Here is an 18,478-nt window from a genome sequence, read left to right on the forward strand (position 1 = left end):
CCGCTCACGCCTGGAGGAACAGGGGCGCCGAGCGGGGCAGGAGCTCCTCGGCGAAGTAGCGCTTGAGGGAGCGCTTCGTTCCGAGGCGGAGAAGGAAGAAGGGCCGGGCCTGCTTGTAGTGCCAGTGGATGGCGGCGATGACGCCAGTGCGCCCGGTGTCCTTGCGCAGCCGCACCTGGCCGCCGAAGTCGAAGGCGGGCGCGGAAACGGGCTGGAAAAGCTCCGGCCGGACGCGGAAGACGCTCTCGGCGTAGCGCAGGAGGATGAAGCCCTGCTGCGTGACCTCCCCGAGCCGCTCGAGCACCTTGCAGTAGGGCCACAAGAACTTCAGCCGCTCGAAATCCTCGGGGTGGACGAGCCGGCGCTCGGCCTCGGATTGCCCGTGCCAGGGGTAGAGCCCCCACACGCGTTCGTTCATCGACCCGAAAGGGCTGGGCATCGGACGACCTCCTCACTCGGTCAGCGACCCCGCACACGAATGGCGCGCGGTGTCCTGACGTGACACGACGCGGAAGGGCCCGCCAATCTTCACCGTCCCGACTGTAGGCCGCTCCACACACAATGAGACGGTTGTGTCGGGTGCCTTCCGAGGGAAGTGCGGTCGGCACGCGTGTTGCTCTACCGCCCGGCACGGATGAAGGGCGGGATGGTGGGCGGGCGGCGTGGGTGGCGGTGCGGTGAGAAGTCCGTGGCGCGGACGGAGGGCGGGATGGACAGGACGGCGGCGGTGGCGACGGTGGGGTGGGAGGAGTCGGCGGGCGAAGGGTCGGTGAGGGAGAAGCTTCCGGAGGCGGACAGCCCCCGGGAGCGCCTCTTCCGGTTGGGGGCGGCGGCCCTCACCGATCCGGAGCTTCTCTCCGTATTGCTGGGCTCGGGAGCGCGCACGCGGGCCCTGGCGGAGGCGCTGCTCGCCACGCGAGGGGGACTCAAGCAACTGGTGCAGCAGGACCCGAGGGAGCTGTGCGCGCGGCCGGGAATGGGGCCGGGGCGCACGGCGCAGGTGCTGGCGGCGCTGGAGCTGGGACGCCGCGCCCAGCGGGTCACCGAGCGGCGGCCCCGCCTGCGGACCCCGAAGGAGATCTCCGCGTACCTGGCGCCCAACCTGAGCGCGCTGCGGCGCGAGGTGTTCCACGTGCTGTGCTTCAACGCGCGCAACGTGTTGCTACATGACGCCCGCGTGGCCGAGGGCACCATCAACTCCTGTCCGGTGGATCCGCGCGAGGTGTTCGCCGCGGCCATCACCTCGCGGGCCTCGGCCATCGTGCTGGCGCACAACCACCCCTCGGGGGACCCGGAGCCGTCGGGGCAGGACCTGGGCCTCACCGCCCAGCTCATCGAGGCGGGCCGGGTGTTGGGCATCAAGGTGCTGGACCATGTGGTGATTGGAGATGGGACGTACACCTCGCTGCTGGAGCGGGGCGAGTTGCCGCTGCTGGGCGGAGAGGGCCGGGGGCCATGGAGCATGGTGGGAGAGCGTGGATGATGCTGGGGGCATTGGGTGTTGTGGCGTGCGGTGGGGCGGGCGGGGCGGTGCAGGTGGAGGTGCTGGAGGACGAGGTGGCGCAGGTGGTGCCCGTGGGTGGAGGCAAGGCCCGGACGGTGCCGCGCTCCACCCTGCCGCCGGGGGCACGGGAAGGAGACGTGGTGCGGGACGGCCGCCTGGACGCCGAGCTCGGAGCCCGGCTGGCCCGGGAGGTGGCCGAATGGCGGGCACGCCTGGCCGTCCCGGTACCTGACGGGCTGGATCTGGACTCAGGAGCCTCTGGGTCGTTGACGGCCGATAAGGAACAGTGAATATGCGGCGGATGCCGGAGGCCCTCCCCTACTACGAGCAAGCCCAGGAGGGACTGGTCCGCCATTTCGGCCTGAGCGAGTTCAGGCCGGGGCAGGCCCAGGTCATCAGCTCCGTCCTGAGCGGGCGCAACACCGTGGTGGTCATGCCCACGGGCGCGGGCAAGAGTCTGTGCTACCAGCTCCCCGCGGTGCTCCTGCCTGGGGTGACGCTCGTCATCTCCCCGCTCATCGCGCTGATGAAGGACCAGGTGGAGCAGCTTTCTGGCCGTGGCATCTCCGCCACGTTCATCAACTCGTCCCTGTCGGACCTGGAGCGGGCGGACCGCATCCGCCGCATGCGCGCCGGCGAGTTCAAGCTCGTCTACGTGGCGCCCGAGCGCTTCCGCAGCCCCAGCTTCCTGGACGCGCTGAGCCAGGTGGGCGTGGAGCTGCTCGCCGTGGACGAGGCCCACTGTATTTCGCAGTGGGGCCATGACTTCCGGCCGGACTACGCGCAGCTCGGCCAGGTGCGCAAACGCCTGCGCCCGCCGCGCACCGTGGCCCTCACCGCCACCGCGACGCCCGAGGTGCGTGACGACATCGTCCGCTCCCTGCTGATGAAGGATCCGCAGGTGTTCGCCGAGGGCTTCGACCGTCCCAACCTCTTCCTGGAGGTATTCCAGGTGAGCGGAGACGAGGACAAGCGCCGGGCCTGCGCGGGGCTCTCGTCGCTGGGCGGCGGCAGCGGCATCATCTACTGCTCCACGCGCAAGTCGGCGGAGAACACGCACTCGGCGCTGCTGGAGCGGAAGGTGAACGCCATCCTCTACCACGCGGGCATGGACGACGACGCGCGGCGCCGCGCCCAGGACGACTTCATGTCCGCCAAGGAGGCGGTGGCGGTGGCCACCAACGCCTTCGGCATGGGCATCGACAAGCCGGACATCCGCTTCGTGGCCCACGCCAACATCCCCAAGGCGGTGGAGGCGTACTACCAGGAGATCGGACGCGCGGGCCGGGACCGGGGGCCTGCCTTCGCCGCGCTGCTCTTCAACCACGCGGACGTGTACACGCAGGAGCGGCTCATCGAGAGCAACCACCCCTCGGAGACGGTGCTCTCGGACCTGTGGAACGTGCTGCGCTCCGTGCCCGAGTACGACAAGGGCCAGCATGTGCTGGCGGCCCAGGCGGGCGCGAGCGAGTTCGAGATCTCCTCCGCGCTGCGCATCCTGGAGCGCGAGGGAAAGATTGAACGTGGCAGCCGGGGCGAGGGTGAGTACGGCATCACCCTGACGGAGAAGGCGCCGGGCGCGCAGCCACATGCCCCGGACGCGAGGCGCCTGCTGGCCTCGTTGCTGGAGACGTTCCCCGTGGGGCGCTCGGCGACCACCGAACTGCCCATCCTCGCGCGGCGCACGGGGCTGTCCGGGGACGAGATTCAACACGCGCTCAAGCTGCTGGAGCGGGCGGGAGCGCTGCTGGTACGCCGGCCCTTCTCCGGACGCACCATCCGCGCGCTCTCGACGGTGCCCTTCCGCGAGCTGGGCGTGGACCTGAGCAAGGTGCGCGAGCAGGAGCGGCGCTCGCTGCTGCACCTCAAGCAGATGACGGACTACGCCTACACGAAGCGGTGCCGGCGGGCCTTCATCCTCCAGTATTTCGGGCAGAAGGACGTGGAGGCCACGTGCGGCAACTGCGACACGTGCGCGGGGAGCCGGCTCAAGCGCCTGGAGGGGCTCGACCGTCCGGCCACCGCGCCACGCGCCACGCCGACGCTGGCTCCGGGGCGTCCCGACGGATACAGCGAGCTGGCCGCCACCGAGCTGCGCCGCTGGCGCAAGGAGCTCGCGAAGGATCTCGCGGTACCGCCCTTCATCATCTTCAATGACGAGACGCTGCGGGGACTCGCCGCCGCGCTCCCGATTGACCGGGAATCGTTCCTGACGGTGAAGGGCACGGGCGAAAGCCGCTGGGAGCGCTTCGGGCCCAAGGTGGTGGAGATCTGCCTCATGGCGCGCGCCGCCGGGCACGAGCCCATTCCGGTGGCTCCCGTCCCGCCCAAGGTGCGCAAGTCGAGGAGCGCCCGCCACTGAGTGCGTGGGGGGAGCTCCTGTCGAGAGCGCCGTCTCCTACTATCTGGCCTTGGAGATGCGCTTGCCCTCGAAGGTGACGGCAAAGCCCTCCACGTTGGGGAGGAGCAGGAATTCCTTGCCGTTCGCGATGAAGACACCAAAGTCGATGGCGCTGTCCGAGACAGTTGGATCGAAGAGCCAGAAGGTGCAGTCCGCGTTGAGCGTGTAGGTGCCGGCGTAGACGACGTTTCGGTGGAGCGTGCCGTTGGCGCTGACGTTCTGCTTCACCCGCCAGGTGCCGTCCTTGTTGAAGACCATGGTACCCACGGTGGCGAGAGGCCCCACGGGGTAGCCCATGCCCTCCGCGACGATGAAGCCATCGCCCTTGAAGCCGTAGACCCCGGCGATATCGGACGTCGTGCACTTGCCGTCCTTGTTGGAATGGGCGAGAGCGGGCAAGGCGAAGAGCATCAACAGCAAGAATGTCGTCTTCCTCATGGATTCCCCCCTACGTACGGGCCGTGCCGGCCCCCGGGAGTCCATGAGCAAGTGATGGGCCAGCCCGAGCAATGCCCTCCGTGTGGCACCGGGAGACACGGTCGAGCCGGCCGGTGCCTGTGTCCCCGCTCGGGTCCTCCGCGAGGACGAGAAGCAGACGCCAGTGCGCGAGGGGAGCTGGACCCACAGACCCGGGTGAACTTCCGGCTGGGAGCCGTACTCTCCTACATCGAGGACTGGGACCTGTTCGCCGAGCTCATCGTGAACGACCGGGGCGAGCTGAGCGAGCCCACCACGACACTCCCCATCCTCGACGGGGGCTTCGACCAGACCCTGCTGTTGCTGGGCGTCACCCGGCGTTTCCAGCGCGACTCCAGGTAACGGGCCCAACGTGGTACGAGAGGAGTCATGTCGAACTCCTCTTCCCCGCGCCCGCTCGCCGTGCTGGTGGGCGTGCAACTTCCCGGTGTCTCGGACACCGAACATGCGGCCGACCTCGCCGAGCTCGGGCGGCTGGTGCACACGCTCGGCTACGAGGTGGCCGCGACCGTGAGCCAGCGCCGCGACAGGCTCGCGGCGGGAACGGTCCTCGGGAGCGGAAAGCTCGCGGAGCTGGCCCGGCTCACCGGGGGCCGCGGTACCCTGGCCTCGAGGGCGAATGGGCGCAAGTCAAAGGCCCGCGAGCGCTGGGAGGCCGAAGCGGAGGAAGCCGAGGAGCAGGAAGCCGAGGCCGCATCAGACGAGGAAGCAGCGGAGGGCGACGAGCTCCCCGAGGACGAGCTCCCCGGCGACGAACTGGAGGCCGAAGCCAGCGAGGAGCCTCTCGCGGAGAGGCCCACGGTGGTGGTGGTCGACCATGAGCTGTCGCCGAGCCAGCTGAGCAACCTGGAGCAGGCCACGGGCGCGCAGGTGTACGACCGCACGGGCGTCATCGTGGACATCTTCCACCGCCACGCGCGGAGCCGGGAGGCGAAGATGCAGGTGGAGATCGCTCGGCTCAACTACCTGGCCCCGCGCCTGCGCGAGTCGACGGGGAGCCGCGAGCGCCAACAGGGCCGTGGCTCGGGTGACTCGGCGGTGGAGCTGGATCGCCGCAAGATTCGCGACCGGCTCGCCGAGCTGCGCGAGGGGCTCGCGTCCATCCAGCAGGACCAGGAGAACCGGCGCTACGCCCGGAGGGACCAGCTGCGGGTGGCGCTGGTCGGGTACACCAACGCGGGCAAATCCTCGCTCATGCGCGCCCTGACGGGCAGCGAGGTGCTGGTGGCGGATCAGCTCTTCGCCACGCTCGACACCACGGTGCGGGCGCTGCAACCGGAGACCCGTCCGCGGGTGTTGATCTCGGACACGGTGGGTTTCATCCAGAAGCTGCCGCACGACCTGGTGGCCTCGTTCCGGTCCACGCTGGACGAGGCGCTGGAGGCATCGCTGCTGCTCTACGTGGTGGATGGCTCGGATCCCACCTGGGAGTCCCAGCTCGAGGTGACCCGCTCGGTGCTCCGGGAGATTGGAGCGCAGAGCGTCCCGAGCCGGCTGTTGTTCAACAAGGCGGACCGGCTCACGCCCGAGGCCCGGGAGGCCCTGCTCCAGCGGCATCCCGAGGCCCTCATCCTCTCCGCGCACGCACCGGACGACGTGGCGGCGCTCCGCCAGACCCTCATCGAGTTCTTCGAGGGCTCGATGATCGAAGCGGAGCTGGTGATTCCCTACGCCCGTCAGGGACGCATCGGAGAGGTGTACGAGCATGCCCGGGTCCTCTCCGAGGCCTACGACGAGACGGGCCGGCGGCTGAAGCTCCGGGCGCTCCCCGCGGCGATGGCCCGGTTGACCCGAGCCTTCGAGACGTGAGCGGCTACAGCTTCGTCAGCGTGAAGTCATCCACCTGGATGAGCGAGTCGGCGCCGGGGGCCCAGAACCCGGCGAACACGCTCACCGTCGTGTTGGAGCCAGAGTTGAACGTGACCGTCTTGGCCGTGTAGTCGGGCAGGAAGCCGAAGTTGAGCTCGCTGATGATGGTGCCCGGCACCGTGCAGACACCGAAGTAGCCGCCGACGACGTTGGCGGAGCTGCGGATCCACGCCGTCAGGACGTAGTTCGTGTTCGGGGTGACGGCCACGTCCTGCTTGAGGGCGTTCCAGTTGCGCGAGGAGGTGCGGATCCACCCGTTGTTGGCGCCGCCGTGCGAGTAGCCCAGTCCCCGGTCGATGCCCTTGGCGTCGGTGCCCTGCACGTACCAGGGGTAGGACACGGCGCCGCTGGTCTGGTTCTCGAACCCCGGGTCCTGGAGGAGCGAGGGCGTGACGGAGCTCGTGTAGTAGACGGCCAGCTCGCCGATGGACGTGAAGTACGCGCTGCCGCCCGGGGTGCCGATGATGCGGATGCCATCACCCCAGGTGTCGTTGAACACGAACGTGTACGTCCTGTTGGCTCCGGCGGCGGAGGTGAGCGGGTAGTACGGGGAGCTCCGCAGGTTGGTGACGTTGACCCACTGCCCGTTCTGCCGGACCTGGACCCAGAGGTTGCCGCTGAACCAGCCGCCATCGGTGAACATGCCACCGGTGGTGTAGCTGAGCTTGTTCAGGTTGTAGTTGCGCGGCCAGGTGTACCCCCACCAGTCGAGGGTCTTGTTCTCCTGGTCCCAGCTGTCCTCGTTGTCGTTGAGGTAGCCATTGTTCAAGTAGGACAGGTTGCCGAAGTGCGCCACCTTCTCGATGGCCCGTGTGCCATTGGAGGGAGCGGCCAGGTTGGCCGTGTCGCTCCTGGCGTTGGAGGGCGTGGTGGCCACCCGGGGCTCCACCACCAGCTTGCGCAGCGAGAAGTTGTAGTTCTCGAGCCCGCCCATGAAGGTATTGGACTGCACGTACATCGTCTTGCCGTCGGTGCTGATGAACTTGGAGGGAATGGTCGTGGAGTAACCGCCATTCTTCGTGTCCGACCAGGGATAGCCGCCGTAATCCTTGCTCAGGAACTTCTTCCACGGGCCCCAGGGCTTGGGGGCCTCGTAGAACTCGAAGGTGTACTCGGTCCAGGACGTATAGATGTAGCGGTTGAGCGCCTTGTTGTAGACGACGCTGCCCTGGGAGATCACCGACAGGTCGCGCGGCTGGCCGTAGGGAGCCCGGGTGCTGACGTAGAGGCGCCGGTCATCCTGCAGCACGGGCTGGCGCAGGTTGATGTCCGAGCTCCACGTGGCGTTCCCGTTCAAATCACCCGTGTAGAACTGCCAGGTGGCCCGGTTCTGGATGCTCGTCTTGGGGACCCGGGCCAGGAACAGCTTCGTCGGATCCGGCACCGAGTTGTCGAACGAGTCCCGCCAGTTGTAGTCGAGCCCATACGCATACACATACGAGTCGAACGTGTTCCAGGCATTGTTCCTGCCGTAGTCCAGGAACATGATCGTCGTGAACACGTAATTGCCGAACATGGGCGCGGACGTGTTCCAGGACCAGGTCACGCCCCGGTCGGTGGACTTCGCGATGGTCGCATTGGGCGCGTCGTTGAAGTCCCAGGAGAGATCCTGGACGGCCATGTACATGGCACCGTCGACACACACCATGCCCGTGGGCTTGCGGTTGTATTCGCCAACCGCCCAGGTCTGGCTGATGTGCGTCGTCAGCGTGGTGCCCGTCAGGCTCCCGGGCAGGCCCTGGATGCGGCTGACCGCGATGTCATAGACGGGGTTCGGGCGGGGCTCCACCATCGTGAAGCCGCGGCCATCACCATTCGCCGAATACAGATGGCCGTCGTCCGACCAGCACGAGGGCCAGAGATCTCCGTCCGAATACGTGCTCAACGAGTCCGCCGACTCGATGTGCGCGGTGGAGAAGAAGGTGCTGTCCTGGGGAACGATGGCTCGCGCCCCCTGTGGCAGCACCAGGAACAACCCCGCCGCGGTCAGGCCGATCCGCCCGAGCGCCTTCTTGACTTCATCCATCCTGAACTTCCTCCACGGGAATCGACGACTCAATCCGAGGAGATCCCGAGACTGGCGCCATCCAAAGATAATGAGGAAAACCACCCAGGAACGGCAGAGCTGAAAAATTCCAGCGACCGCGCCCGAGGAAGGAAGTGCCTTCAGGGGTGCGCTGACAGGCAAGGACAGGGCGCCTTCCGGCCGCGCGGCGTACCAACTTGTCCAACAATCGGATCAGTTGCGCTCCATCGCGACCGGAACCTCCCCCTGACAGGTCTTCCTTCGGCTGGCTTAGATTCTGCCTCGCGGCGGACCGCCGCCCACGTGCTGGAGTCGAACATGAGCGTCGAAGACAGCTTGCCCACGGACCTCAGGAAACCCGCCACCACCATCACCCGGATCGCCGCGGGGATGTCGGGTGCTGGCGTCTACCGCGTCGAGGCCGACGGCCAGACGTTCGTGCTCAAAGTGGCCGGCGAGGCCGAGAACAACGCCGACTGGAATCGGGCGCTCCACATCCAGCGGCTCGCCGCCGACGCGGGCCTCGCGCCACGCATCGTCCATGTCGACGAGGCGCGGCGAGCGGTGCTGACCGCCTTCGTCGCCGACCGCTCGTTCATGGCCATCCTGAGCGCTCCACCCACGCGCGACACCGCGCTCACCCTGCTCGGCCGCACCGTGTGCCGCATCCACGCGCTCCCCCTCCCCTCCGACGGGCACCTGCGCGATCCCCGCGAGGTGCTCGCCCAGGTGTGGAACGGAGCCCTGGCCGGTTTCACCCTCCCGGACTTCGCCGGCGGCGCGGTCCAGCGCGTGCTCGCCGAGGAACCACCGGCCCGCGACCGTGCCCTGGTCCTTGGACACAACGACCTCAACCCCACCAACCTCGTCTACGACGGCGAGGCGCTCCTGATTCTCGACTGGGCCACCGCAGGACCGATGGATGCCTTCTATGATCTCGCGGTGATCTCCGTCTTCCTGCGCATGGATGAAGGCACCAGCCTGCGCCTGCTCTCGGCCTACGAGGGCAGTCCATGCGCCGGGCTCCCTCCCGGATTCCTCTACAACCGCCGGCTGGCGGCGGCGCTCGCTGGAGCGTTCCAGCTGCACCTCGCCCGCCAGATGAAGCACCCGGGGGCCACCGGCACGGAGACGCCCGACTCCACTCCCTCACTGGGCGAGTTCTATCAACGGATGATGACGGGTGCGCTGAAGCTCGGCACGGCGGACGGCCACTGGGGATTCGGGCTCGCCCTGCTCAAGGGAAGCCTCGCGCTGTGAGGGTTGCTCCGCCTATCTGGCCTTGGCGAGCGAGAGTCCCTTCTCGAGGAGCGCGGCCTCGAGGACCCTGACGGCCTTGGGTCCCACGCCATGAAGCGCCAGGAGCTCCTTCTCCGTGAAACGCGCCACCTGCTCCAGGCGGGTCACGCCAATCACCGCGAGGGCGCTCGTCGCGGGCCTGCCAATGCCTTTTGGAAGCGCGGGTTCCACGGGGTCCTTCGCTCGGCTCGGCATGAATCACCTCCACGTGTCCGGGTACGCTCGGCGCTGAGAATACCCCACCCTCCGGTCATCGCCTGCCCATGAGCTACCCTCCCCTGCCCGATACGCGGACGATCCTGGCGCACATCAACGACTGGTACAGCCGTCTGCCCCACCATCACGCCAGGCCCCTCACCGGTCCCACCCGGGACACCGAGGCGCTCCTCCATGGCAGGTTGGAGTACGCCGACGAGACGCTGTTCCTCTATGGCTACACCGTGGGAGCTCGCGAGCACTGCTTCTTCTACGACACGCCCTGGGACGAATCGGGCCGGAGCTTCGGCGAGGGCCACCACTCCGAGTGGTACGACGGGCTGCTGATGCCCCGTCCCTTCCGGGTGCGCTACAGCGTGGAGCAGCCCGACCAGCATGAGATTCTCGATCCGCTCCTGCGCGAGATGATGAAGCGGACGTTGCATCGCATTGGCACACGCCCCGCCGTCGCGAAACCGCTCACCGCGAGCGCCGAGGAAGTGCTCGCCCACATCGACCACTGGGATGAGCGGCTCCGCTACCTGCGCCGCCGCCGCTACCTCTCCGCCGAGACCGCCCAGAAGTCCTCGGACTGGCCCACCGCCCTCGCCCGGTTCGGTGACGTCGTGGGAGAGGGAGACGCTTCGTACATTTCCTATTCCTTCGAGGTGGATGGGACCCGCTTCGTGTTCGCGATCAAGCTCACGCATTCGTTCTCGCGGATGACTCCGAGCAGCCATTCGCCCGGCCGCTCGCGAGCAGAGCGCCGGGCCCACCTGGCGGGAGTGCGCCGGCAGGAGCACGGCCTCGAGTCGCTCGCCGGAGTCCAGGGAGTGCGCGTGCGGTTCAACCCGGACAACCCCGGTCTGCACACCCTCGAGCTGCCCGCCGTCCAATCCGGGGCGGAGCCGCTCGTGCTCGACGAGTACACGACGATGTACCAGTTGGAGCCCATCGTCTTTCCCCCTTCCCGCTGAAGCCCGCCGGTCGGCCCCTCCACCCTCCGTGGATTGACTTTCCCTATCCGAGACGAGAGCGTTCTCGCGTGCGCATCGACGAACGCCGAGACCTCTCCATTCCGGAGCTCACCCGGAGCTACGTGAAGACTGGACGCCCCGTGGTTCTTCGGGGCGGAGCGAGCCACTGGCCCGCCCTGCGTCAGTGGACCCTGGAGCACCTGCGCTCGCTGGGCGCCGAGCTGCCGGTGGAGGTGGAGGTCGGCAACGCCATGCAAGGCTCCAATCCCCGCTTGAGGATGACCCTGGGCGCGTACATCGATGCGCTCCAGTCGGGTGAAGCGGAGCGGGGCCAGTGGTACCTCGCCGTCTTCGACGCCTTCGGCCTCTTCCCGCATCTTCTGGAGGATGTGTCGTTCAACTTCCTCCAGGGCCGGAAGATGCACTACCGCCGGGCGTGGATCGGCGCCAGGGGGACCATCTCCGGGCTGCACTACGACATCTTCGACAACGTCCTCGCCCAGGTGTCTGGCCGCAAGCTCCTCAAGCTCGTCTCGCCCGAGCAGAGTGACTGTGTCTACGTCAGCCGGAAGTACGACTTCCTGACGTACCCCAGCGAGGTGGCGGTGGAGAACTGGGACCGCGAGCGGCATCCCCGCTTCGCGGAGGCGGACGTCGCGGAGGTCATCCTCGAGCCGGGCGACGTCCTGTTCATCCCCAAGAAGTGGTGGCACTACACGTGTGCCCTCGACACGAGCATCAGCGTGAACTCCGGTGGCGCGAGCACCTTCGAGGTCCTCCAGGCCACACCGCATTTCGTGCTCGATACGCTCCACCGCCTCCGTCTCTACCGATGGGGCTGGTGTGCCTGCCATCAACCCATCATCCAAGCCAGTGCACATCAAGAGGGCGCATGACCAGCCGGGACCCGTATCAGCAGCTCATCGAGAACAAGTTCCAGCGGTACAATGCCCTGGCCGACCTCGCCGCCGGAGACACCATGCTCTACAAGGTGGCGACCGAGCAGAAGGGCCGTCAGGTCCGGGTGGACGGCAAGTGGGTGACCGACTTCGCCTCGTGCAACTACCTCGGCCTGGATCTGCACGAGGAGGTCATCGCCTCCATCCCTGAGATGTTGCGCAAGTGGGGTGTCCATCCGAGCTGGTCCAAGGCGGTGATGCAGCCCGAGCCGTACCTTGAGATGGAGGCCCGGCTGGCGGAGTTGATCGGGGTGGAGAACGTCTTCGTCATCCCCACGGCGACGCTCATCCACCACGGCCTCATCCCGGCGTTGACGATGAAGGAGAGCCTGGTGCTCGTGGACCGTCACGCGCACAACTCCGTCCAGACCGGATGCGCCATCGCCAAGGCTCGCGGGGCCACCGTCGAGACCTTCCGGCACAACGACATGGAGGATCTCGAAGCGCGCCTGCGGCAGTCCGGGGACGAGCCCAGCCGTCTCATCTGTGTCGACGGCGTCTACAGCCCCAACGGCGCGTTCGCGAACGTGCCGGAGCTCGTGGCGCTGGCCCGGAAGTACGACGCCATCCTCTACATCGACGATGCGCATGGCTTTGGCATCATCGGGGAGGACCCGTCACCGGAGCACCCCTACGGACGCAAGGGGAATGGCATCGTCCAGCACCTGGGCCAGACCTACGACAACGTCATCTACGTGGGAGCGCTGTCCAAGGCCTATTCCTCCATGGCCGCGTTCATGTCGTGCCCGGCCCGGCTCAAGGACTACCTGAAGCTTCACATCGACACGTATGTGTATTCAGGACCCGTGCCCACGGCGGCCTTCGCGTCCACGCTCGCGGCCCTGGAAGTCAACCGGACACAGGGCGAGCAGATCCGGCGGAAGCTCTTCCACCTCACGAAGCGGATGGTGGATGGCCTGCGGGAGCTGGGCATGGCACCGGATGGCGCCAACTACTTCCCCATCGTCGCGACTCCCTTTGGAAAGGACGCGGATGCCCAGGAGGTGGCGCGGATCCTGATGGAAGAAGGCATCTACGTGACGCTGATGCTCTTCCCCGCCATCGCGCGCAACAAGGGCATCATCCGCGCGACGGTGACGGCCGCGAACACCGAGGAAGAAGTCGAGCAGTTCCTGCGCGCGATGAAGCGGGTCCGGGACCGGGACGGCGGCATCCGTGGAGCCGCTTAGCTCATCTTCTCCAGTAGCATCCGCAACTCCTCCTGCTGAGCGGCGCTCAGGCGGCCGAGCCGCTCGCCGAACGCGTCCGTCAGCAGTGTCAGGCCCTGTTTCATCACCTTGCGCCCGGCGGGCGTGAGCCGCAGCCGGTGGCGCCGCATGTCCTCGGCGTCGATCTCCCGGCTCACGAAGCCCGCCGCCTCGAGCCGCTTCACGTACACCGTCACCGTCGGCTTGGGCATGCTCAGGGTCGCCGCCAGCTCCGCCGGGTAGGGGTGCTCCTCCAGCGCCGCGAGCACGAACAACTCCTTGGTCTCCAGCCCCAGCGTGGCGACCTCCGGGCTGACGTGGGAGATCACCGACATCAGCAGCCGGTAGCTCAGCGACCAGATCTTCTCCGGATCGATTTTCGGCATGGTCCGTTGCGCGGAAAATGGTTCAAAATTAAATTGGTTCAAGGCTGAATCATTCCGGCCCCTCCAAGGTATCACGTCCCCAGGAGCTCTCATGCCTCTCGATCATTATGTGACGCTCGGCCGCTCGGGCCTTCGCGTCAGCCCGCTGTGCCTCGGTGCGATGACGTTCGGTGAAGACCTCGGCTGGGGCTCCAGCGTCGAGGAGTCCCAGCGAATCATCGACCGGTACATCGAGCTCGGCGGCAACTTCATCGACACGGCGAACTTCTATACGAAGAGTCACTCCGAGAAGATCATCGGAGACCATGTCGGACGCCACCCCGCCCGGCGGGACCGTCTGGTCATCGCGACCAAGTTCAGCGGCAACCTCTACCCGGGGGACCCGAACGGCGGCGGCTCCGGCCGCAAGTCCATCATCTCGGCGTGCGACAACTCGCTGCGCCGTCTGCAGACGGACTACATCGACCTGTACTGGCTGCATAACTGGGACGTGCACACGCCCATCGAGGAGACGATGGGCGCGCTCGAGGACCTGGTCCGCGCGGGCAAGGTGCGCTACCTCGGCGTCTCCGACACGCCGGCGTGGAAGATCGTCGAAGCCAACATGCTGGCGCGCTTCCGCGGCTGGTCGGCGTTCATCGGGCTCCAGATTGAATACTCGCTGCTGGAGCGCACCGTGGAACAGGAGCTCGTTCCGATGGCGCGCGAGTTCGGCCTGGGCATCACGCCCTGGTCGCCGCTCAAGAGCGGCGCGCTCAGCGGCAAGTACACGCGCGCGAACGCGGGGCAGCAGAAGGGCGACCGGGGGGTGTTCCTCGAGTCGGCCCTGAACGAGCGGACCTACACCGTCGTGGACGCGCTGGAGAGCATCGCCCGGGCGCACGAGAGCACCGTGGCGCGCGTGGCGCTGGCGTGGGTGCAGGCGCAACCGGGCGTGACGTCCACCATCATCGGCGCGCGGCGGCTCGCGCAGCTCGAGGACAACGTGAAGGGATTGGACGTGAAGCTCACGGCCGAGGAACTGGGCCGCCTCGATGCGCTCACGAAGCCCACGCTCGGGTTCCCGCAGAGCATGCAGCCGATCTTCCCCTCCATCCACAACGGCGGCACGACGGTGAACGGCACCTACGCGCCCGCGTCCCCCTTCGGAATCGTGAAGGGCGATAAGCCCTACTGACGGCCGCCCGGCTCTCACGAAACCCGGTCAGGCACGTACTCCCTCCCCTCGAAGGTGATTCTGGGGGAAGATCGGGTTTCGTCATGAATAGCCGTCGCGTCCTCTCTCCCGTCCTTCTCGTCGGTGCCGGTACCGGCGAGGCCACCTGCGGAATCCTCTACCTCGCGAGCTATCTGCGGCGCGCGGGGATCGAGGCCTTCGTCCGGCTCTACGACGGGGACCAGACCGAGGAGGAGGTAGCACGCTCGCTCGAGGCCCTGGTGGCCCGTGTGCGTCCCCGGCTCGTGGGTATCAGCCTCAAGTGGTTCCACCACGTCCACCGCGCGCTGCTCCTGGCCCGGACGCTGCGTGAGATCGACCCGGACATCCGGATCGTCGTGGGTGGCAACACGGCCTCGTACTGGTGGCGGGAGCTGAAGGAGATCGACTGCATCGATCACATCGTCCTGGGCGATGGCGAGCGGCCACTGCTGGCGCTCTGCCAGGGCGAGCCCTCCCCGCCCAACTGTGTCACCCGGGCTCCGGACGGCACCCCGCGGCGCTTGCCCCTGGAGTACGTGCAAGGCGCCACGAACAGCGAGGATGTCTATTACTCGCACTTCAACGACATCTTCCTGAGCCACCAGGATCGCCATGCCTTCTCGGGGTGGGTCGCGCCGGGCAAGGGGTGCGGCGAGAACTGCCTGTATTGCGGTGGGGCCCGCGGCAACCAGAAGGCGGCCTTCGGACGCGCGAAACCCTTCCTGCGCTCCGAGGAGAGCGTGCGCCGCGACCACCAGGAGATCGCCCCCCGGACGTGGCAGGTCCGCTATGACTTCTCGGGAAGCTCGGCGGCGTTCTTGCAAGGCACCTGGGCGGGGGTCGACCTCTCCCGCCACTCCTGCATGTATTTCCTGTGGGGCGTGGCGCGGATGGAGCTCATCGACGCGCTGGCCGGAACCTTCGAGCACGTGCACATGGTGCTCGACATCGGCTGCTTCTCGGAACAGCAGCGGCAGGAACAGATGCGCCGGGGCCTGCTCAAGCCGTGTGCCACGGACCAGCAGTTGCTGGAGATCATCGACAACTGCCGGCGTCACAAGAACCTGGACGTCGAGGTCTCCGGAATCGCGGGCCTGCCCTTCGCCAGCGCCGCCACGCTGAAGGAGGAAGTCCGCCTGGTGGAGCGGATGATCGGCCTCGACTGCCTGGTGGGTTATCAGCGGCTCGAAGCACAGCCGGGAGCACTCGCCACCGAGCACCCCGCGCGGTTCGGCATGGTGAGCGAAGCGCGGACGTTCACGGAGTTCCTCGAGTACTTCGAGCAGCGCGAGCCCGGTGACATGTCGGTGCCGATGTTGCGCTTCAACGACGTGGCGCTCGAGCGATCGGTGCAGCGCACGTCGGAGCACGTGGATGCGCTCGCGAGGAAGCACGAGGAGAAGAAGCGGAGGGTGGCGATCAACGGACGCACGCGCCTGTTGAACACGTCACCCTCGACGCTCCAGTTCAAGCTCGGGGAATGGCTGGGAGCGCACCAGGTGCCCGCGAAGGTGGCGCAGGAGCCGGTGACGGTCGTCCGGTCGGTGGAGGGAACGAGGCTGGCCTGTGCGCCTTCGGTCAGCCCGCGGAAGTTCTCCGACCCGACGCTGGATCTGGGCGAGGACGGCCGGATCCTCCTGGCCGCCCTGGCCGCCTTCGAGCGCCCGACGACGGTCACCAGCGCGGTGACGCAGTTGGGAGCGAAGGTGAGGCTCGATCCGCACTCGGCGCACGAGGTGATCGAGCACCTCGTGAACGGCCGCTTCCTGCAACCTGCGTGAGGCGGCGAGCGGACTAGAGCAGCTTCTTCATGATCTCCTGCTCGCGCTGGTCGAGCTTGATCGAATCGAGCGCCCAGTCGATGAGCTCATCGGCGACGGACGCGTCGAATCCGAAGGCGCTGGCGGCCTCCTTCACCGACGCGCGCTCCTCCTTGGCGATCTCACCATCGGCACACGACACCTCGACGATCATGCGCAGGAGGGCGGCGCGCATCTCGCGGTTCTGGATCTTGCTGACGATGTCGGTGAGGCGGCCGGGCTTCTGGAATTCCTGCTCGATGAGCGCGGAGACCTGCGGGTCGCGGGGAGACAGGCCGACGCCGGCCACCACGTTGTCGAGGTGCTGACGCTCGTCCTCGGTGACGCGGCCGTCACTCGCCACCACGTTGGCCATGGCCTGAACGAACGCCATCAGCTGTTCCTGGGGATACTCGCGCGTCATGTGGTCTCCTTGGCGAGCGGCTGGCCAGTGGCTCGCGGGCAGATGGGGAAGGAATCGGGCAAATCGGCGCCGGAGGATAGTCGGCGCCCACGAGGACCGGAAACGGTTTTCGCGGCGCCACCAGCAAGGCCGCTCCAAAGAAGTGGATGAACGAGCGCGAAGACGTGACGCACCACGACGCCCGGTGAAGTGCTGCGCGGCGACTGCAGATACAACAGCAAGCAGGAGTCCTCCGGCACCTGTTCGCGGCGCTGGGTGGGGCATGATTCCGAAGCATGAGCAGAACCCAGGTAACGCTCCGCATGGCCCTGGTGTTGAGCGTCGCGCTCCTGGCCACCGCATGCGCCAGTTCGCGGGTGCTCATCGATCCAGGAGGAACACGGCAGACCGCCGACACTTCAGAGGGTGGAGCCCGCGCGATTGAGTTTCAGCAACCCCGGGAACTCGTCACCAAACAGCAGGACCCCATGGGGCCCGCACAAGCGTGGCATCTGCCAGTGGGCCTCCGCCAGCTCCCCGAGGCCCGCTGGCATTTCCTCTTCCCTCACCGTCCACCCAGCCCCGTCCTGGAAGGACTGAGCCTGGAGGAGGTGCGCCCCATCCTCGCCGCCTTCGCCCGCTTCGGGTCTCAACCTCGCCCTCGACTGCATCTGATGGAATTGCCTGGAGCGAGCAACGCCAGCAAAGGCACGGCCTTCCCGTGGGAGTCACGGCTACGCGAGGAGTTCCGCTCCCAATTCGGCCCTCCGCTGGTACCACTCCCCGAGTTCCTGGCATCCAGCCGCCTCTTCCTCGCTCTCCAACTCTCAACCCGCTACATGAACGAAGGCATCCGCGAGGCAGCCATCGCGCTCTTCACATCGCCCGCCTTCGTCCTCAGCGTCTGCCTCTCCATCGTGGTGTACTTCGCGGCCTGGCTGGCGCCCGAGCCGCTGTTCTCGAAGGCCTTCGCGGCAACCCTCACCCTGCGCCTCTCCCTTGCGGTGGGCCTGGTCGAACTGGGCCATGTAGCCCTGGCCTGTTCGCGCCTGTACCAGGAGGCAGAAGCAGCTTCCACGCCCCAGGAGTTGGAAGCAGCCTCCGCACGCTTCGGCAAGTCCATGGGCGGCACGTACCTGCGAGTGCTGGTGACAGTGGCCTCCCTGGGCGTGGCCAGACTCATCCCTCAGGTGCCCGAGGGCGGAATCTGGCGGCTCCTGCCCGCTGTAACGCCCGAAGGAATCGTCCTCCTGGAGCAATCCGCCGCCACCGCCCAGATCGTGGCGGACGGTTCCCTCATCGCCTCAGGCGTGGCCGCGGGCACCAGCACGTGCTCCAGTCTGGCGCTTTGCTCGACGAATGCCTCGGGAGGTGGCTCCAGCAATACTCCCACGCTCTCCACCCGTTACGGCCCCCCCCACACCCGGCAGAACCCGACGCACAACGAAGCCATCGAACGGGAGCTGGCCTCCCGGGAAGCGGCCGGACATACGAGTCTGAGGAAGGACAGGGTTCAAAGGGACGCAGCGGGTAAACGCGTTCATGACGAAGCACCCGTGAGGGAGGTTCGCTTCCGGAGACCGGATGCCTCCTCGGTGCGGCCAGATGGCGTGCGGCACAACACCAACTATGTCTCCAACCCTCGGGACCTGAAGCGCGAATTGGAAGCTTTCGAGTCCATGAAGCGGGCAGACCCGGACGCCATTCTCGAGCTGTATATGCTCGACGGAACGCTGGTGCGAAGGTACGTCCCTCCTGGCGTAGGCTTTCCGTAGGA

Annotated in this window: 18 protein-coding genes; 12 read left to right on the forward strand and 6 right to left on the reverse strand. The window is 67.2% G+C overall.

Features of this window, described 5'->3' with window-relative positions:
- Positions 1–4: 4 nt before the first annotated feature.
- A complete protein-coding gene (locus BO221_RS30535; protein ID WP_143195774.1) occupies positions 5–439 on the reverse strand; it encodes a hypothetical protein in 435 nt (144 codons plus the stop codon).
- Positions 440–709: 270 nt separating this feature from the next.
- On the opposite strand from BO221_RS30535, the gene radC reads away from it, so the two are divergent.
- From radC to BO221_RS30550, 3 genes are read left to right on the forward strand one after another with little or no spacing between them, the layout of a single operon-like run.
- Positions 710–1,483 carry a DNA repair protein RadC gene (gene radC, locus BO221_RS30540; protein ID WP_073564411.1) on the forward strand — a complete coding sequence of 258 codons (774 nt, stop codon included), beginning with the start codon at positions 710–712 and terminating at the stop codon, positions 1,481–1,483.
- Positions 1,480–1,794, forward strand: a complete 315-nt coding sequence (locus BO221_RS30545; RefSeq protein ID WP_073564340.1) for a hypothetical protein — start codon at positions 1,480–1,482, stop codon at positions 1,792–1,794. The genes radC and BO221_RS30545 overlap by 4 nt, the downstream gene beginning before the upstream one ends.
- Positions 1,795–1,796: 2 nt before the next feature.
- Positions 1,797–3,866, forward strand: coding sequence for an ATP-dependent DNA helicase RecQ (locus tag BO221_RS30550; RefSeq protein WP_073564341.1), 2,070 nt, complete (start codon positions 1,797–1,799; stop codon positions 3,864–3,866).
- Positions 3,867–3,905: 39 nt separating this feature from the next.
- Here the strand turns inward: BO221_RS30550 and BO221_RS30555 are convergent, their stop codons facing one another.
- Positions 3,906–4,343: a hypothetical protein gene (locus tag BO221_RS30555; protein WP_143195775.1), complete on the reverse strand. Its 438-nt coding sequence runs from the start codon at positions 4,341–4,343 to the stop codon at positions 3,906–3,908.
- Between the two features lie 195 nt (positions 4,344–4,538).
- Here BO221_RS30555 and BO221_RS30560 point away from each other — a divergent pair, with 195 nt between their 5' ends.
- Together BO221_RS30560 and hflX are read left to right on the forward strand one after the other, a co-directional pair.
- Positions 4,539–4,724 (forward strand): hypothetical protein, encoded by a 186-nt coding sequence (locus BO221_RS30560; protein ID WP_073564343.1) that lies wholly within the window; start codon positions 4,539–4,541, stop codon positions 4,722–4,724.
- Positions 4,725–4,751: 27 nt separating this feature from the next.
- Positions 4,752–6,191: a GTPase HflX gene (hflX, locus tag BO221_RS30565; protein WP_073564344.1), complete on the forward strand. Its 1,440-nt coding sequence runs from the start codon at positions 4,752–4,754 to the stop codon at positions 6,189–6,191.
- A gap of 4 nt (positions 6,192–6,195) precedes the next feature.
- On the opposite strand, the gene BO221_RS52905 is transcribed toward hflX, so the two are convergent.
- Positions 6,196–8,277, reverse strand: a complete 2,082-nt coding sequence (locus BO221_RS52905) for a hypothetical protein (protein WP_158079940.1) — start codon at positions 8,275–8,277, stop codon at positions 6,196–6,198.
- A gap of 318 nt (positions 8,278–8,595) precedes the next feature.
- On the opposite strand from BO221_RS52905, the gene BO221_RS55015 reads away from it, so the two are divergent.
- Positions 8,596–9,537, forward strand: coding sequence for a phosphotransferase (locus BO221_RS55015; RefSeq protein ID WP_073564345.1), 942 nt, complete (start codon positions 8,596–8,598; stop codon positions 9,535–9,537).
- Positions 9,538–9,549: 12 nt separating this feature from the next.
- Here the strand turns inward: BO221_RS55015 and BO221_RS30580 are convergent, their stop codons facing one another.
- Positions 9,550–9,771: a DNA-binding protein gene (locus tag BO221_RS30580; protein ID WP_073564346.1), complete on the reverse strand. Its 222-nt coding sequence runs from the start codon at positions 9,769–9,771 to the stop codon at positions 9,550–9,552.
- Between the two features lie 68 nt (positions 9,772–9,839).
- Between BO221_RS30580 and BO221_RS30585 the strand changes: the two genes are divergently transcribed.
- The 3 genes from BO221_RS30585 (at position 9,840) to BO221_RS30595 (ending at position 12,897) form a co-directional block, all read left to right on the forward strand.
- Positions 9,840–10,748 carry a hypothetical protein gene (locus tag BO221_RS30585; RefSeq protein WP_073564347.1) on the forward strand — a complete coding sequence of 303 codons (909 nt, stop codon included), beginning with the start codon at positions 9,840–9,842 and terminating at the stop codon, positions 10,746–10,748.
- Between the two features lie 68 nt (positions 10,749–10,816).
- Complete coding sequence (locus BO221_RS30590; protein WP_073564348.1) at positions 10,817–11,644, forward strand: cupin-like domain-containing protein; 828 nt, start codon at positions 10,817–10,819, stop codon at positions 11,642–11,644.
- Positions 11,641–12,897 (forward strand): pyridoxal phosphate-dependent aminotransferase family protein, encoded by a 1,257-nt coding sequence (locus BO221_RS30595; protein ID WP_073564349.1) that lies wholly within the window; start codon positions 11,641–11,643, stop codon positions 12,895–12,897. The genes BO221_RS30590 and BO221_RS30595 overlap by 4 nt, the downstream gene beginning before the upstream one ends.
- Here the strand turns inward: BO221_RS30595 and BO221_RS30600 are convergent.
- Entirely contained in the window at positions 12,894–13,301 is a 408-nt protein-coding gene (locus tag BO221_RS30600) for a MarR family winged helix-turn-helix transcriptional regulator (RefSeq protein WP_073564350.1), read from the reverse strand. The genes BO221_RS30595 and BO221_RS30600 overlap by 4 nt on opposite strands.
- Positions 13,302–13,392: 91 nt before the next feature.
- Between BO221_RS30600 and BO221_RS30605 the strand changes: the two genes are divergently transcribed.
- The gene (locus BO221_RS30605) at positions 13,393–14,478 is read left to right on the forward strand and encodes an aldo/keto reductase (protein WP_073564351.1); all 1,086 of its coding nucleotides are present in this window, start codon (positions 13,393–13,395) and stop codon (positions 14,476–14,478) included.
- Positions 14,479–14,561: 83 nt separating this feature from the next.
- Positions 14,562–16,280, forward strand: a complete 1,719-nt coding sequence (locus BO221_RS30610) for a radical SAM protein (RefSeq protein ID WP_073564352.1) — start codon at positions 14,562–14,564, stop codon at positions 16,278–16,280.
- A gap of 13 nt (positions 16,281–16,293) precedes the next feature.
- On the opposite strand, the gene BO221_RS57675 is transcribed toward BO221_RS30610, so the two are convergent.
- Positions 16,294–16,722, reverse strand: coding sequence for a tellurite resistance TerB family protein (locus BO221_RS57675; protein WP_073564353.1), 429 nt, complete (start codon positions 16,720–16,722; stop codon positions 16,294–16,296).
- A 275-nt stretch (positions 16,723–16,997) separates the two neighbouring features.
- On the opposite strand from BO221_RS57675, the gene BO221_RS30625 reads away from it, so the two are divergent.
- Positions 16,998–18,476, forward strand: coding sequence for a hypothetical protein (locus BO221_RS30625; protein WP_143195777.1), 1,479 nt, complete (start codon positions 16,998–17,000; stop codon positions 18,474–18,476).
- Positions 18,477–18,478: the final 2 nt, after the last annotated feature.

It is taken from the genome of Archangium sp. Cb G35 (genome assembly GCF_001896145.1).
GTDB classification, from domain to species: domain Bacteria; phylum Myxococcota; class Myxococcia; order Myxococcales; family Myxococcaceae; genus Archangium; species Archangium violaceum.